Annotated in this window: 21 protein-coding genes; 11 read left to right on the forward strand and 10 right to left on the reverse strand. The window is 60.7% G+C overall.

What is annotated here, in order from left to right:
• Window positions 1–69 precede the first annotated feature (69 nt).
• Genes LMH93_RS05065 through LMH93_RS05085 form a run of 5 tightly spaced genes read left to right on the forward strand, consistent with a single transcriptional unit; the run spans window position 70 to window position 3,847 of the window.
• Window positions 70–471, forward strand: coding sequence for a hypothetical protein (locus LMH93_RS05065; RefSeq protein ID WP_012051310.1), 402 nt, complete (start codon window positions 70–72; stop codon window positions 469–471).
• Window positions 464–1,840, forward strand: coding sequence for a class II fumarate hydratase (locus LMH93_RS05070; protein WP_014755434.1), 1,377 nt, complete (start codon window positions 464–466; stop codon window positions 1,838–1,840). Before LMH93_RS05065 ends, LMH93_RS05070 begins: the two co-directional genes overlap by 8 nt.
• 27 nt (window positions 1,841–1,867) lie before the next feature.
• The gene (locus LMH93_RS05075) at window positions 1,868–2,329 is read left to right on the forward strand and encodes a DUF2753 domain-containing protein (RefSeq protein ID WP_230064881.1); all 462 of its coding nucleotides are present in this window, start codon (window positions 1,868–1,870) and stop codon (window positions 2,327–2,329) included.
• A 1-nt stretch (window position 2,330) separates the two neighbouring features.
• Window positions 2,331–2,942 (forward strand): superoxide dismutase, encoded by a 612-nt coding sequence (locus LMH93_RS05080; RefSeq protein ID WP_230064882.1) that lies wholly within the window; start codon window positions 2,331–2,333, stop codon window positions 2,940–2,942.
• A gap of 11 nt (window positions 2,943–2,953) precedes the next feature.
• Window positions 2,954–3,847, forward strand: coding sequence for a ZIP family metal transporter (locus LMH93_RS05085; protein WP_003255142.1), 894 nt, complete (start codon window positions 2,954–2,956; stop codon window positions 3,845–3,847).
• A gap of 27 nt (window positions 3,848–3,874) precedes the next feature.
• On the opposite strand, the gene LMH93_RS05090 is transcribed toward LMH93_RS05085, so the two are convergent.
• From LMH93_RS05090 to LMH93_RS05135, 10 genes are all read right to left on the reverse strand, one after another.
• Window positions 3,875–4,147, reverse strand: coding sequence for an HPr family phosphocarrier protein (locus tag LMH93_RS05090; protein WP_003255140.1), 273 nt, complete (start codon window positions 4,145–4,147; stop codon window positions 3,875–3,877).
• 18 nt (window positions 4,148–4,165) lie between these two features.
• Window positions 4,166–5,020 carry an RNase adapter RapZ gene (rapZ, locus tag LMH93_RS05095; protein WP_003255139.1) on the reverse strand — a complete coding sequence of 285 codons (855 nt, stop codon included), beginning with the start codon at window positions 5,018–5,020 and terminating at the stop codon, window positions 4,166–4,168.
• Between the two features lie 2 nt (window positions 5,021–5,022).
• Window positions 5,023–5,487 carry a PTS IIA-like nitrogen regulatory protein PtsN gene (gene ptsN, locus LMH93_RS05100; protein WP_019750560.1) on the reverse strand — a complete coding sequence of 155 codons (465 nt, stop codon included), beginning with the start codon at window positions 5,485–5,487 and terminating at the stop codon, window positions 5,023–5,025.
• A gap of 12 nt (window positions 5,488–5,499) precedes the next feature.
• Window positions 5,500–5,808 carry a ribosome hibernation-promoting factor, HPF/YfiA family gene (gene hpf / locus LMH93_RS05105; RefSeq protein WP_003255135.1) on the reverse strand — a complete coding sequence of 103 codons (309 nt, stop codon included), beginning with the start codon at window positions 5,806–5,808 and terminating at the stop codon, window positions 5,500–5,502.
• A 79-nt stretch (window positions 5,809–5,887) separates the two neighbouring features.
• Window positions 5,888–7,381, reverse strand: coding sequence for an RNA polymerase factor sigma-54 (locus LMH93_RS05110; RefSeq protein WP_003255133.1), 1,494 nt, complete (start codon window positions 7,379–7,381; stop codon window positions 5,888–5,890).
• 175 nt (window positions 7,382–7,556) lie between these two features.
• Entirely contained in the window at window positions 7,557–8,282 is a 726-nt protein-coding gene (lptB, locus tag LMH93_RS05115) for an LPS export ABC transporter ATP-binding protein (RefSeq protein WP_003255132.1), read from the reverse strand.
• Window positions 8,283–8,807 (reverse strand): lipopolysaccharide transport periplasmic protein LptA, encoded by a 525-nt coding sequence (lptA, locus tag LMH93_RS05120; RefSeq protein ID WP_003255131.1) that lies wholly within the window; start codon window positions 8,805–8,807, stop codon window positions 8,283–8,285.
• Window positions 8,794–9,366 (reverse strand): LPS export ABC transporter periplasmic protein LptC, encoded by a 573-nt coding sequence (gene lptC, locus LMH93_RS05125; RefSeq protein WP_003255130.1) that lies wholly within the window; start codon window positions 9,364–9,366, stop codon window positions 8,794–8,796. Before lptC ends, lptA begins: the two co-directional genes overlap by 14 nt.
• Before the next feature lie 8 nt (window positions 9,367–9,374).
• A complete protein-coding gene (locus LMH93_RS05130) occupies window positions 9,375–9,899 on the reverse strand; it encodes a KdsC family phosphatase (protein WP_020192841.1) in 525 nt (174 codons plus the stop codon).
• A gap of 12 nt (window positions 9,900–9,911) precedes the next feature.
• Window positions 9,912–10,886, reverse strand: coding sequence for a KpsF/GutQ family sugar-phosphate isomerase (locus LMH93_RS05135; protein ID WP_003255128.1), 975 nt, complete (start codon window positions 10,884–10,886; stop codon window positions 9,912–9,914).
• Window positions 10,887–11,134: 248 nt separating this feature from the next.
• Here LMH93_RS05135 and LMH93_RS05140 point away from each other — a divergent pair, with 248 nt between their 5' ends.
• The 6 genes from LMH93_RS05140 to LMH93_RS05165 all read left to right on the forward strand — a co-directional run bounded on the left by LMH93_RS05140 (window position 11,135) and on the right by LMH93_RS05165 (window position 14,539).
• Window positions 11,135–11,944, forward strand: a complete 810-nt coding sequence (locus LMH93_RS05140; RefSeq protein WP_003255127.1) for an ATP-binding cassette domain-containing protein — start codon at window positions 11,135–11,137, stop codon at window positions 11,942–11,944.
• Entirely contained in the window at window positions 11,944–12,741 is a 798-nt protein-coding gene (gene mlaE / locus LMH93_RS05145; RefSeq protein ID WP_003255125.1) for a lipid asymmetry maintenance ABC transporter permease subunit MlaE, read from the forward strand. Before LMH93_RS05140 ends, mlaE begins: the two co-directional genes overlap by 1 nt.
• Window positions 12,741–13,226 carry an outer membrane lipid asymmetry maintenance protein MlaD gene (gene mlaD / locus LMH93_RS05150; protein WP_003255124.1) on the forward strand — a complete coding sequence of 162 codons (486 nt, stop codon included), beginning with the start codon at window positions 12,741–12,743 and terminating at the stop codon, window positions 13,224–13,226. Before mlaE ends, mlaD begins: the two co-directional genes overlap by 1 nt.
• 9 nt (window positions 13,227–13,235) lie before the next feature.
• Window positions 13,236–13,883 (forward strand): MlaC/ttg2D family ABC transporter substrate-binding protein, encoded by a 648-nt coding sequence (locus LMH93_RS05155; RefSeq protein WP_003255123.1) that lies wholly within the window; start codon window positions 13,236–13,238, stop codon window positions 13,881–13,883.
• Window positions 13,880–14,182 (forward strand): STAS domain-containing protein, encoded by a 303-nt coding sequence (locus tag LMH93_RS05160; RefSeq protein ID WP_003255122.1) that lies wholly within the window; start codon window positions 13,880–13,882, stop codon window positions 14,180–14,182. Before LMH93_RS05155 ends, LMH93_RS05160 begins: the two co-directional genes overlap by 4 nt.
• 117 nt (window positions 14,183–14,299) lie before the next feature.
• Window positions 14,300–14,539, forward strand: a complete 240-nt coding sequence (locus tag LMH93_RS05165) for a BolA family protein (RefSeq protein WP_003255121.1) — start codon at window positions 14,300–14,302, stop codon at window positions 14,537–14,539.
• The last annotated feature ends 22 nt before the right edge of the window (window positions 14,540–14,561 follow it).

A 14,561-nucleotide genomic window follows, 5' to 3' on the forward strand; every position in this document is an offset into this window, starting at 1 on the left:
ATCACCTTTTTTCTTGAAGTGATTCTGTTTATCACTTAATAATGAATATCATTATCCAGTAACTCGGCGATGATGTTCATGAAATCTGTCCTCCGCGAACTGCCCTACCTGGAAAACTGGCGCTGGCTCAGCCGGCGCATTCGCTGTGCGCTCGACCCCGACGAGCCGCGCCTGATCGAGCATTACCTGGCCGAAGGCCGCTATCTGGTGTGCTGCACCGAAACCTCGCCATGGACGGTGGCGCTGACAGCGTTTCGCTTGCTGCTGGATACCGCCTGCGATCGCATGCTCCCCTGGCATTGGCGTTGTCTGTGCCTGGACCAAGCCTGGCGCCCTCTGCTGGACCTGCGCAACCTCGACCGCCAGGAACAGAACCAACGCTGGCAACCCTACGCCCTGCAGTTGGCCAATTGCCGTCTGCTGCCTTCGATTTCTCCCGATGAACTGATGCAAGGATTTGATGATGAGTGATACCCGTATCGAGCGTGACAGCATGGGTGAGCTGCAGGTGCCGGCCCAGGCCCTCTACGGCGCCCAGACCCAGCGCGCGGTCGACAACTTCCCGATCAGCGGCCAACGTATGCCGGCCCAGTTCATTCGTGCCTTGTTGCTGGCCAAGGCCGCTGCGGCCAAGGCCAACGTCGAACTGGAGCAACTGTCTGCCGGGCGGGGCCAGGCTATCGTCAAGGCTGTCGAGCAATTGCTGGCCGAGGACTTCATCCAGCACTTCCCGGTGGATGTGTTCCAGACAGGCTCTGGCACCAGTTCGAACATGAACGCCAATGAGGTGATCGCCACCTTGGCTACCCATGTACTGGGTGAGGCGGTCAACGCCAATGACCACGTCAACTGTGGCCAGAGCAGCAATGACATCATTCCGACCACCATCCACGTCAGCGCCGCGCTGGCCCTGCACGAGCAGTTGCTGCCAGCCCTGGCGCACCTGGTACAGGTGATCGAGGTCAAGTCGGCACAAGTACATCAATTCGTGAAGACCGGTCGTACTCACCTGATGGACGCGATGCCCGTGCGTATGAGTCAGGTGCTGGATGGCTGGGCAGCGCAAATCAATGCTGCCAAGGCGCACATCGAAGGTGTGCTGCCGCGCTTGCAGGCGCTGGCCCAGGGCGGAACCGCCGTGGGTACCGGCATCAATGCCCATCCGCAGTTCGCTGTCGGTTTCGCTCGCCAGCTCAGTGGCCTGACCAAGATCGAGTTCACGCCCGGCCAGAACCTGTTCGCACTGATCGGCTCGCAGGACACTGCCGTGGCTTTGTCTGGCCAGCTCAAGACCACCGCGGTGGCGTTGATGAAAATCGCCAACGATCTGCGCTGGATGAACTCCGGCCCGCTGGCCGGTCTGGGCGAAATCGAGCTGCAAGCTCTGCAGCCGGGCTCTTCGATCATGCCAGGCAAGGTCAACCCGGTGATCCCGGAGGCCACTGCCATGGTCGCCGCCCAAGTGATTGGCAACGACGCGACCATCGCCGTCGCAGGCCAAGCCGGTAACTTCGAGCTGAACGTGATGCTGCCGGTAATCGCCCGCAACCTGCTGGAAAGCATCGAGCTGATGGCCAATGTCAGCCGCTTGCTGGCCGACAAAGCCATCGCCAGCTTCAAGGTCAACGAAGACAAACTCAAGGAAGCGCTCGCGCGCAACCCGATTCTGGTCACGGCGTTGAATCCGATCATCGGCTACCTCAAGGCCGCCGAAATCGCCAAGACCGCCTACAAGCAGGGTCGTCCAATCATCGATGTGGCGCTGGAGCACACCGACCTGTCCCGCGACCAGCTTGAAGCGCTGCTGGACCCGGAAAAACTCACCGCCGGCGGTATCTGACACTGCGTCACCGCCCAGGAGACAACCATGCAGCACTGGAAACGCACCACGGAAACCGCCAACCGCCTATTCGAACAAGGCGAACTGGTGGACGCCCGGGAACACTACCTGCAAGCCTTGGCGTTGGCCCAGGTGCTGTTCGAGCGCTGGCATGACGTGGATGAAGCGGTGGCTGCATTCGTCATCGCCCACCACAACCTGGCTGACCTGCACTTGCGCCTTAACCAGCCGCATGAAAGTGCCGACTATCTGTGTGCGGCTCATCAGCGACTGCTGCAGGCCTGCCAGGAAGCGCGCCTGCCTCAGGCACTGCGTGATGCCGCCTTGCGCCACAGTGTGCGCACTTACACCGAGCTGCTGAGTTTCATTGCCGAGTATGGCCAGTACCCGCGTACCGAGCGCTTGCTCAACCGCCACAGCACCGGGGCCAGCGAGCTCGCTGCCCAACCGGATGTGGCACCCAGAACCCATGCCTACGGAATTCACTGACATGCCCCATACCTTGCCTGCATTGCCATACGCCTACGATGCGCTGGAACCACACATTGATGCCCAGACAATGGAAATCCACCACACCAAGCATCACCAGACTTACGTGAACGGCCTCAACGCCGCCCTCGAAGGTACCGAGTGGGCCGAATGGCCGGTGGAAAAACTGGTCGCTGCCGTCAAGCAACTGCCGGAGAACCTGCGTGGCGCCGTGACCAACCACGGCGGCGGTCACGCCAACCACAGCCTGTTCTGGACTGTCATGTCACCTCAGGGCGGTGGCGAGCCTGTGGGCCAGCTGGCGCAAGCCGTCACAGCACAACTTGGCGGCTTCGAGGCTTTCAAGGAGGCTTTCACCAAAGCCGCGTTGACCCGCTTCGGCAGCGGTTGGGCCTGGCTCAGCGTGACGCCGCAAAAAACGTTGGTGGTGGAGAGTAGCGGCAACCAGGACAGCCCGCTGATGCACGGCAATGCGCCTATCCTGGGCCTGGACGTGTGGGAGCACGCTTACTACCTCAAGTACCAGAACCGTCGTCCGGAATACATCGGTGCCTTCTACAACGTCATTGACTGGGTGGAAGTTGAACGTCGTTACCATGAAGCCCTGAAGTGAGTCGGACCGGTATGCGCTCTGAGGTGATGTCTGTCAGCAGTGTGCGCCTGTTCCGCCTGGCGCTTGGGACTTTGCTTTTGCTGGCTGGCGCCGCGTTACTGGTGGCACGGGGCCTCGCCTGGCTAGACCTCGATCCGCGCATGCTGCGCGCCCTGGAGGGCGGTGCTTTATGCGCGCTGGGTACGGCACTGGGCGCAGTACCGGTACTGGTCATTCGCAATATGCCCGTGGCGCTGGCGGATACGCTGTTGGGCTTCGGTGCTGGCGTGATGCTGGCGGCCACCGCGTTTTCCCTGATCATGCCGGGCCTGGCGGCGGCTCAGTCTATTGGCTTCAGCCCTTGGGGGGCAGGTGGCCTGGTCAGTTTTGGCCTGATGTTCGGGGCGTTGTGCCTGTTCCTGGTCGACCTCAAGGTATCCTGGGCTTCGCCTGAAGCGTTGGTGGGCACAGCAAACCAGCCGGTGATTGCAGCGCGCATCTGGCTGTTCGTGATTGCCATCATTGCCCACAACATCCCTGAAGGTATGGCCATTGGTGTGTCGGCCGGGGGAGGTATGGCCGACGCCGACAGCCTGGCCATGGGCATTGCCTTGCAGGATGTGCCTGAGGGGCTGGTGATCGCGCTGGTGCTGGCAGGGGCGGGCATGCCGCGCTTCAAGGCCTTCCTGATCGGCGCAGCCTCAGGCTTGGTCGAGCCGGTGGCGGCGTTGATCTGTGCCTGGCTGGTGAATGTTGCCGAACTGCTGCTGCCGCTGGGGCTGGCCTGTGCAGCGGGGGCGATGTTGCTGGTGGTCACCCAGGAAATCATCCCCGAATCGCGCAGCAACGGCCATCATCGTCTGGCCAGTCTTGGGCTGTGTACAGGCTTCTGTCTGATGATGGTGATGGATACCGCGATGTCCTGATCTTGTGCAAGCGCAGGTTTGCGAGGCCTATTCGCCTTCGTCAAAGAAATTGTTGATCAGTTCGACCAGTGCATCCATGGCGTCGTTGTCCTGCTCACCCTCGGTATGCAGGTGCACCTGGGTGCCTTTGCCTGCGGCCAGCATCATCACCGCCATGATGCTCTTGCCATCCACCAGCTTGTCCGGGGCGCGACCCACCCGTACCTGGCAGGGGAAGCGGCCGGCCACACCGACGAACTTGGCTGCCGCCCGGGCATGCAGACCCAGCTTGTTGATGATGGTGATTTCGCGGGCGGGCATCAGGGGTGGATCCTTGGGCTAGAGGTCGCGATGACGGACCTGGACGTTTTTCAGGGTTTGCTGCAGCTGTTGACCAAGGCGCTCGGTGATGTACACCGAGCGGTGATGGCCGCCAGTGCAGCCGATGGCAATGGTTACGTAGGCGCGGTTACTGGCAGCGAAGCGGGGCAACCATTTGAGCAGGTAGCTGGAGATGTCGTTGTACATGTCTTCGACATCCGGTTGTGCGGCCAGGTAGTCGATCACGGGTTGATCGAGACCTGAGTGCTCACGCAGTTCTGGTTTCCAGTAGGGGTTGGGCAGGCAGCGCACGTCAAAAACCAGGTCGGCGTCGACCGGCATGCCCCGTTTGAACCCGAACGACTCGACCAGAAACGCTGTGCCAGGCTCGGGTTGGTTGAGCAGACGCAGTTTGATCGAGTCACGCAACTGGTACAGGTTCAGGTTGGTGGTGTCGATCTTCAGGTCGGCCAGGTCGGCAATGGGGCCCAACAAATCGCTTTCCACGCGGATCGCTTCCGCGAGCGAGCGGTTGGCGTTGGTCAGGGGGTGCCGCCTGCGGGTTTCCGAGAAACGCTTGAGAAGGACCTCTTCATCGGCATCCAGGTACAACACGTCGCACTGGATGTGCCGTGCGCGGGCTTCTTCAAGCAGCTCGGGAAAACGCATCAGGTGGCTGGGCAGGTTGCGTGCGTCGATCGAAACCGCCACCTTGGGCTGCAGCAATTCGGTGTTGATCAGTGCATTTTCCGCCAACTGCGGCAATAGCCCGGCTGGCAGATTGTCGATGCAATAGAAACCGCTGTCTTCCAGGACATCGAGGGCGGTGCTCTTGCCGGAGCCGGACCGGCCGCTGACGATGATCAGGCGCATGTTCAGTGCTCGTTCTGTACGTCCAGGACAACCTGGAACAGGGCCTCGTCGCTGGTGGCCGCACGCAGTCGATCACGGACCTCCTTGCGATCGAGCATGCTGGCGATCTGACGCAGAAGTTCAAGGTGGGCATCGGTGGCCGCTTCGGGCACCAGCAGCACAAACAGCAGGTCCACCGGCGCGCCATCGATGGCGTCGTAATCGATAGGCGCTTCCAGGTGCAGCAGGGCGCTGACTGGCGCAGAGCATCCTTCAAGCCGGCAGTGCGGGATGGCGATGCCATTGCCAAAACCGGTAGAACCGAGCTTTTCCCGGGCTACCAGTTTTTCGAAGACGTCCTGCATCTCCAGTTCTGGCACTTGGTCGGCGATGACAGTGGCGACCTTTTCCAGGGCGCGCTTCTTGCTGCCGCCCGGCACGTTCACGAGGGAACGGCCGGGGGTCAGGATGGTTTCAAGTCGGATCATGGATGAGGGGGATCAGCGGGCAGCTGCACCTTGCAGCAGGCTTTGCTGTTTTTCCTTGTGTTTTTTCAGTTGGCGGTCGAGCTTGTCGGCCAAGGCGTCGATCGCTGCATACATGTCTTCGTGTTCGGCGTTGGCTACCACTTCGCCGCCGGGAATCTGCAGGGTCGCCTCGACCTTCTGCTGAAGCTTCTCGACTTTCATGATTACCTGCACGTTGGTGATCTTGTCGAAGTGACTCTCCACGCGGGCGAGCTTTTCAAGCACGTAATCGCGCAGTGGCTGGGTGACTTCTACATGCTGTCCACTGATATTGACTTGCATACAGCTTCTCCTTTGTTGCCCGTGCATAAAGAGGCAGGTCTTGCACCTGCCACGAAAACGCTGTGGCACATCTCAGGGGCTACATCAGTCGCTTGCGTTCGCTCGACGGTGCGATGCCGAGGGACTCGCGGTACTTGGCGACGGTGCGACGGGCTACCTGGATGCCTTGTGCCTCCAGTAAACCAGCGATCTTGCTGTCACTCAATGGCTTTTTCTGATTTTCCGCCGCAACCAGTTTCTTGATGATCGCGCGGATCGCCGTGGACGAGCATTCTCCGCCTTCGGAGGTGCTGACATGGCTGGAGAAAAAGTATTTCAGTTCGTAGATGCCACGCGGGGTGTGCATGTATTTCTGCGTGGTAACCCGCGAGATGGTCGATTCGTGCATGCCTACGGCTTCGGCAATGTCATGCAGTACCAACGGCTTCATCGCTTCGTCGCCGTGGTCGAGGAAGCCGCGCTGGTGCTCGACGATCTGCGTGGCAACTTTCATCAGGGTTTCGTTACGGCTTTGCAGGCTCTTGATGAACCAACGCGCTTCCTGCAGCTGGTTGCGCATGAAGGTGTTGTCGGCACTGGTGTCGGCACGGCGCACGAAGCCGGCGTATTGTGGGTTGACGCGCAGGCGTGGGATGGCTTCCTGGTTCAGTTCTACCAGCCAACGGTCGCTGTCCTTGCGCACGATGACGTCGGGCACCACGTACTCGGGCTCGCTGGACTCGATCTGCGAACCAGGGCGCGGGTTAAGGCTTTGCACCAGTTCGATGACCTGGCGCAGCTCGTCTTCCTTGATTTTCATCCGCCGCATCAGCTGGCTGTAGTCACGGCTGCCGAGCAGGTCGATGAAATCGGTGACCAGGCGCTTGGCTTCGGTCATCCACGGGGTTGTAGCGGGCAGTTGGCGCAGTTGCAGCAACAGGCATTCGCCCAGATTGCGGGCGCCGACGCCAGCCGGCTCGAACTGCTGGATGCGGTGCAGTACTGCTTCGACCTCGTCCAGCTCGATATCCAGCTCCGGGTCGAACCCTGCGCAGATTTCTTCGAGTGTGTCTTCCAGGTAGCCCTGGCCGTTGATGCTGTCGATCAGGGTCACGGCAATCAAGCGGTCGGTGTCGGACATCGGCGCCAGGTTCAACTGCCACAGCAGGTGGCTTTGCAGGCTTTCGCCGGCCGATGTGCGCGTGGTGAAGTCCCATTCGTCATCATCGTTGCTCGGCAGGCTGCTGGCGCTGGTCTGGTAGATGTCTTCCCAGGCCGTATCGACCGGGAGCTCGTTGGGGATGCGCTCGCTCCACTCACCGTCTTCCAGGTTGTCGGCGCTGACGGTGCTTTCCTGGAAGCTGTTGTCCTGAACTTCGGCGGCCGGCTTGTTCTCGGCGTTGTCGGCCATCGGGTCGCTGTTGTCGAAGTCCTCGCCGTCTTCCTGACGTTCGAGCATCGGGTTCGACTCCAGCGCTTCCTGGATTTCCTGTTGGAGGTCCAGGGTAGAGAGCTGGAGCAGGCGGATGGCCTGTTGCAACTGAGGTGTCATCGTCAGTTGCTGGCCCATTTTTAGGACGAGCGATGGTTTCATGGCAGGGGCTTAATACCTTGTTCGCCGGCGCGCATGCGCCATCCACTACACGAGGGCGCCGAAGCGCCAGATCAAGCAAGTTTTATGCCTTAAATTGTAGCGTTTGCCTAGAGTACCGTAACAACTTTACCCGCAGTCTCAGGGCTGTTTGCCAGTACTTCAGGCGCGTGCCGGGTCAGAGGCGGAACTCGTGGCCCAGGTAAACTTCTTTGACCAAGTCGTTTGCCAGGATGGTTTCAGCGTCGCCTTCGGCGATCAATCGGCCATCGTTGACGATATAAGCGGTTTCGCAGATATCCAGGGTTTCACGCACGTTGTGGTCGGTAATCAGTACGCCGATACCTTTGGCCTTGAGGTGATGGATGATCTGCTTGATGTCGCCGACCGAAATCGGGTCGACACCGGCGAACGGTTCGTCCAGCAGGATGAACTTGGGTGCGGTCGCCAGGGCGCGCGCAATTTCGACGCGGCGGCGTTCACCACCGGACAGGCTCATGCCGAGGTTGTCCCGGATGTGGCTGATGTGGAACTCCTGCAGCAGGCTTTCCAGCTCTTTGCGGCGGCCGTCCCGGTCGAGGTCCTTGCGGGTCTCGAGGATGGCCATGATGTTGTCGGCGACCGACAGCTTGCGGAAGATCGAGGCTTCCTGCGGCAGGTAGCCGATACCGGCGCGAGCGCGGCCGTGCATGGGCTGGTGGCTGACATCGAGGTTGTCGATCAGTACGCGGCCCTGTTCGGCCTGGACCAGCCCGACAATCATGTAGAAGCAGGTGGTCTTGCCGGCGCCGTTGGGGCCGAGCAGGCCGACGATCTGGCCGCTGTCGATAGACAGGCTGACATCACGTACTACCTGCCGCCCCTTGTAGCTCTTTGCCAGGTGCTGGGCTTTGAGGGTTGCCATTTACTCGGCCTTCTTCTTGGGCTGGATCACCATGTCGATGCGCTGACGGGGTGTTGTCACATTGCCACCACGGCCGGCGGTCGCCACCTGGGTCTGAGTGTTGTAGACGATCTTTTCGCCTTCGGTGGTATTGCCTTCGCTCTCGACCTTGGCGCGGTCGGTGAGAATGACCAAGTCCTTCTGCGACTGGTACTGGATGGTTACGCCCCAGCCTTTCATCTTGTCCGGCTTGGCTGCGCTCTGCTGCTGCTCGAAGTAGGCCAGGTTGCCCACCGAGGTCACTACGTCGATATCGCCAGAGGCGGAGCGGGTAATGGTCACGGTGTTGCCTTTGATCATCATCGAACCCTGAGTGATGATCACGTCGCCGGTGTAAGTGGCCACGCCTTGTTTGTCATCCAGGTGAGCGTTGTCGGCCTGGATGCGGATAGGCTGGTCACGGTCGTTCGGCAGGGCGAGGGCGCTCGCGCTTCCCAGTGCTGCGCTCAGGCTGAGCAAAAGGGGGAGGGTTTTAACGAGCCTCATACTGTCCTCTTACGTTAGAGAGCAAGTCCATCTTGCCTTCTTTCAAATACGCTTTCATGCCTTTGCCCGTAGTGGTGCCTCCGGCGCCGTCGATTCTAACGGCTTGCTCGGTCTGCGCATATTGCTTCTGCGGGAACACGGTCATGCGTGAGCTGGTAATGATGGTTTCACGCTGCCTTTCATCGGTGCGGGCAATCCGTACCTTGTCGATCAGTTCGACCTCGGTACCGTCAGGATTGACCTCGGCGCGCGTGCTCTGCACATGCCACGGGTACTCGGTGCCGCGGTACAGGTGCAGGTCCGGTGTGGTCACCTGGGTGACTTCGCTGGTCTTGAGGTGTTCGATTCTGTCGGCGGTCATTTCGTATTGCAGCTTGCCGTCGGGCAGGAACTGCACGCTGTGGGCGTTGATCGCGTAGTAATCGATGGCGCTTTCGTCGACTTGGGCCACGGGCTTGTCGAGGAAGCTTTCCGGGCTGACATTCCAGTAGCCAATGGCTACCAACAGGGCGGCTATCGCCCCCAGCAGCACAATGTTTCGGGCTTTCTTGCTGAGCATGGGCAGCCTTACAGGTAGTTGGCGTTGGCAGCGTCCAGGGTGCCCTGGGCCTGCATGATCAATTCGCAGAATTCACGGGCCGCGCCTTCGCCGCCGCGTGCCTGGGTCACGCCGTGGGCGTGCTGGCGTACGAACGGTGCGGCGTTGGCTACGGCCATGCCCAGAGCCACCCGGCGAATCACCGGCAGGTCGGGCAGGTCGTCGCCCAGGTAAGCCACTTGATCATAGCTTAGGCCCAGTTCGGCGAGCAGGCCGTCAAGCACCACCAATTTGTCCTCCCGACCTTGGTAGAGGTGCGGGATACCGAGGTTCCTGGCCCGGCGTTCGACCACGGGGGTCTTGCGCCCGCTGATGATCGCGGTGGTCACGCCCGAGGCCATGAGCATCTTGATGCCCTGGCCGTCGAGGGTATTGAACGTCTTGAATTCGCTGCCATCCTCGAGGAAGTACAGGCGCCCGTCGGTGAGCACGCCGTCCACGTCGAAGACTGCCAGCTTGATGCCTTTGCCGCGTTGCATGAGGTCCTGGTTCATTCCATCGCTCCTTTACATTACGCCGGCGCGCAGCAGGTCATGCATGTTCAGGGCGCCGGTCGGGCGGTCTTCACGGTCCACCACCACCAGGGCGTTGATCTTGTGGTCTTCCATTATCTTCAGGGCTTCGGCGGCGAGCATGTCGGCACGCGCAGTCTTGCCATGAACGGTCATGACCTGGTCGATCAGGGTGGTGTGCACATCGATATTGCGGTCCAGGCTGCGGCGCAGGTCACCGTCGGTGAAGATCCCGGCCAGTTTGCCATCGGCTTCGACGATCACGGTCATGCCCAAACCTTTGTGGGACATTTCCAGCAGCGCGTCCTTGAGCAGGGTGCCGCGTGATACTTGAGGTAGATCGTCGCCGGCGTGCATCACGTTCTCGACCTTCAGCAGCAGGCGGCGGCCCAGCGCGCCTCCCGGGTGCGAGAAGGCGAAGTCCTCGGCGGTGAAGCCGCGGGCTTCGAGCAAGGCGATGGCCAAGGCGTCGCCCAGTACCAGCGCTGCCGTGGTGGAGGAGGTGGGGGCCAGGTTCAGCGGGCAGGCCTCTTGTGCGACACGTGCGTCAAGGTTGACCTCGGCGGCCTGGGCCAGCGGCGAGTCCGGGTTGCCGGTCAGGCTGATCAGCTTGATGCCAAGGCGTTTGATGAACGGCAGCAGGGTGACGATTTCGGCGGTGCTGCCGGAGTTCGACAGCGCAAGGATGACATCATCCCGGGTGATCATGCCCATGTCGCCATGGCTGGCTTCGGCCGGATGCACGAAAAACGCCGGTGTGCCGGTGCTGGCCAGGGTCGCGGCGATCTTGTTGCCGATGTGCCCGGACTTGCCCATGCCGACCACGACGACCCGGCCCTTGCTGGTCAGAATCAGTTCGCAGGCTTTGACGAAATTGTCGTCGATGCGCGCCAAAAGGGCCTCTACGGCCTCGAGTTCCAGGCGCAGAGTGCGTTGGGCGGATTGGATCAGCTCGCTGGATTGGCTCATGTCGAAAAAGCAATGCCTGATGAAAGGGCGACGATTATACGCGCAATGATGAAAACCCTCACCTCCTCGATTGTTGCAGTGAATACCACCAAAGCCTGTCCCTGGGCTGAACGACTGCTTGCCCGGCCTTGGGGCGGGGCTGTCAGCGGTGCTATAGTTCGCCGCTATTCGGCCTGTCAGGGGTGCGTGTGCCTTCCAGATGGAGGCCGGCGTCCATTAGGACGAGGCTGCATTAGCAAGGAGTCTAGATGAGTGTGGATAGCGCCTACGCGGTCGAGTTGAAGGGTGTAACCTTCAAACGTGGTTCGCGCAGCATTTTCAGCAACGTGGACATCAGCATCCCGCGCGGCAAGGTCACCGGCATCATGGGGCCATCGGGTTGCGGCAAGACGACGTTGCTCCGCCTGATGGGCGCACAGTTGCGTCCCGCGAGCGGTGAGGTATGGGTTGCCGGGCAGAACCTGCCGACGCTGTCGCGCAGCGACCTGTTCGACGCCCGCAAGCAGATGGGCGTGCTGTTCCAGAGCGGCGCGTTGTTCACCGACCTCGATGTGTTCGAGAACGTCGCGTTCCCGCTGCGCGTGCATACTCAGCTGTCGGACGAAATGATCCGTGACATCGTGTTGATGAAGCTGCAGGCCGTGGGCCTGCGCGGTGCCATCGACCTGATGCCCGACGAGCTGTCCGGTGGCATGAAGCGCCGTGTGGCACTGGCCCGGGCGATTGCCCTGGACCCGCAGATCCTCATGTACGACGAACCGTTCGTCGGCCAGGACCCGATCGCCATGGGGGTGCTGGTGCGCCTGATTCGCCTGCTCAACGATGCCCTGGGCATCACCAGCATCGTGGTTTCCCATGACCTGGCAGAAACCGCCAGCATCGCCGACTACATTTACGTGGTAGGTGACGGCCAAGTGCTGGGCCAGGGGACGCCTGATGAGCTGATGGGTTCGGACAATCCACGGATCCGCCAATTCATGAAAGGCGACCCGGATGGCCCGGTTCCCTTCCACTTTCCCGCGCCTGACTACCGCGCCGACCTGCTGGGGGCGCGTTGATGCGCAGAAAATCCTTACTCGAACGTGTCCGCCTGCTGGGCCGCTCGGCAATCGACGTGCTGGCCGTGCTCGGGCGTTCGTGCCTGTTCCTGTTCCATGCGCTGGTCGGTCGCGGTGGTATTGGCGGCGGCTTCCAGCTGCTGACCAAGCAGTTGTACTCGGTGGGTGTGCTGTCGCTGGCGATCGTCGTCGTGTCCGGTGTGTTCATCGGCATGGTGCTGGCGCTGCAGGGCTACAGCATCCTGACCAAGTACGGCTCGGAGCAGGCGGTAGGGCAGATGGTCGCCCTGACCCTGCTGCGTGAACTTGGCCCTGTGGTAACGGCGTTGCTGTTTGCCGGGCGTGCCGGTTCCGCGTTGACCGCCGAAATCGGCAACATGAAGTCCACCGAGCAGTTGTCGAGCCTGGAAATGATCGGTGTCGACCCGCTCAAGTACATCGTTGCGCCACGCCTGTGGGCCGGTTTCATCTCGCTGCCGCTGTTGGCGCTGATCTTCAGCGTGGTCGGTATCTGGGGTGGCTCGTGGGTGGCGGTGGACTGGCTGGGTGTCTACGAGGGCTCGTTCTGGGCCAACATGCAGAACAGTGTTTCTTTCACTGACGACGTGCTCAACGGGCTGGTCAAGAGCCTGGTGTTTGCTTTCGTCTCGACCTGGATCGCCGTATTCCAGGGGTACGACTGTGAGCCCACCTCAGAAGGGATCAGTCGTGCAACCACCAAGACCGTGGTCTATGCCTCGTTGGCAGTGCTGGGTCTGGACTTTATTCTGACCGCCTTGATGTTTGGAGATTTCTGATGCAAAACCGCACCCTGGAAATCGGTGTCGGCCTGTTCCTCCTGGCCGGGATCCTGGCGCTGCTGCTGCTGGCCCTGCGTGTCAGCGGGCTGTCGGCCAGCCCGACCACTGATACCTATAAAGTTTATGCGTACTTCGACAATATCGCCGGTTTGACGGTCAGAGCTAAAGTGACCATGGCCGGTGTGACCATCGGCAAGGTCACCGCCATCGATCTGGACCGTGATTCCTACACCGGTCGGGTGACGTTGCAGCTGGACAAGTCGGTCGATAACCTGCCGACCGACTCCACTGCCTCGATCCTGACCGCCGGTTTGCTTGGTGAGAAGTACATCGGCATCAGCGTGGGCGGTGAAGACGATGTCCTCAAGGATGGTTCAACCATCCATGACACTCAGTCGGCACTGGTGCTGGAAGATCTGATTGGCAAGTTCCTGCTCAACTCTGTTGGCAAGGAACCGAAAGAAGCGCAACCGGCTAATTAAGGAGTACCCATGATTTCGATCCTGCGACGTGGCTTGCTGGTGCTGCTGGCGGCCTTCCCCCTGCTGGCCCTGGCTGTGCAGACACCGCACGAAGTGGTTCAAAGCACCACCAATGAACTGCTCGGCGACCTCAAGGCCAACAAGGAGCAGTACAAGTCCAACCCCAACGCCTTCTATGACTCGCTCAACCGCATTCTCGGCCCGGTGGTGGATGCCGACGGTATCTCGCGTAGCATCATGACCGTGAAGTACTCGCGCAAGGCGACCCCGGAGCAGATGCAGCGCTTCCAGGAAAACTTCAAGCGCAGCCTGATGCAGTTCTATGGCAATGCCTTGCTCGAGTACAACAACCAGGGCATCACTGTCGACCCGGCTAAAGCCGATGACGGCAAACGCGCCAGTGTCGGCATGAAGGTTACCGGCAACAACGGTGCCGTGTACCCCGTGCAGTACACCCTGGAGAACATTGGCGGCGAGTGGAAGGTGCGTAACGTGATCGTCAACGGCATCAACATCGGCAAGCTGTTCCGTGACCAGTTCGCCGATGCCATGCAGCGCAACGGCAATGACCTGGACAAGACCATCGACGGCTGGGCTGGCGAAGTGGCCAAGGCCAAGCAGGCTGCCGACAACTCGCCAGAGAAGACCGTCAAATGAGCGAGGCCGCTGTAAGCATGGCAGAGCCGGGCGTGCTGCGTCTGGCTGGCGTGCTGGATTACCGCAGCGGCCCGGCCTTGCGCAAGCAAGGCAAGGTGCTGATCGATGGCTCGCGCGAGCCGCGACTGGTGCTTGATTGCTCGGCTGTCGAGAAGTCGTCGAGTGTCGGCTTGTCGTTATTGCTTGCGTACATGCGTGATGCTCAGGCCACTGGCAAGGCGTGCGAAGTGCGTGGCATGCCTGACGACATGCGGGAAATTGCCGAGGTCTATGATCTCGATGAAGTGCTGGCAAGCTAATGGCCCGGCACGGATGATGGCCCCTCGGTCAGCGAAGCCTTCGTTGGGCTTCGCAGGCGAGGGGCTTTTTTGTATGATGGCCGACCCGTGCGCATCGGGCGCCGATTGAGGTTGAGCATGCAGGCCGTAGAAGTTAAAAGCTTCCTTGAAGAGAAATTGCCGGGTTCCCGGGTCGAAGTTGAAGGCGAAGGCTGCAACTTCCAGTTGAACGTGATCAGCGACGAGTTGGCTGGCCTGAGTCCGGTCAAACGCCAGCAGGCGATCTATGCTCACCTGAATCCGTGGATCGCCAATGGCAGCATCCATGCGGTAACCATGAAATTTTTCAGCAGCGCAGCCTGGGCTGAGCGCACCTGAGCCAACTTGGCGGCGAGACTCC

It is taken from the genome of Pseudomonas sp. CIP-10, assembly GCF_020911845.1.
Lineage (GTDB): Bacteria > Pseudomonadota > Gammaproteobacteria > Pseudomonadales > Pseudomonadaceae > Aquipseudomonas > Aquipseudomonas alloputida.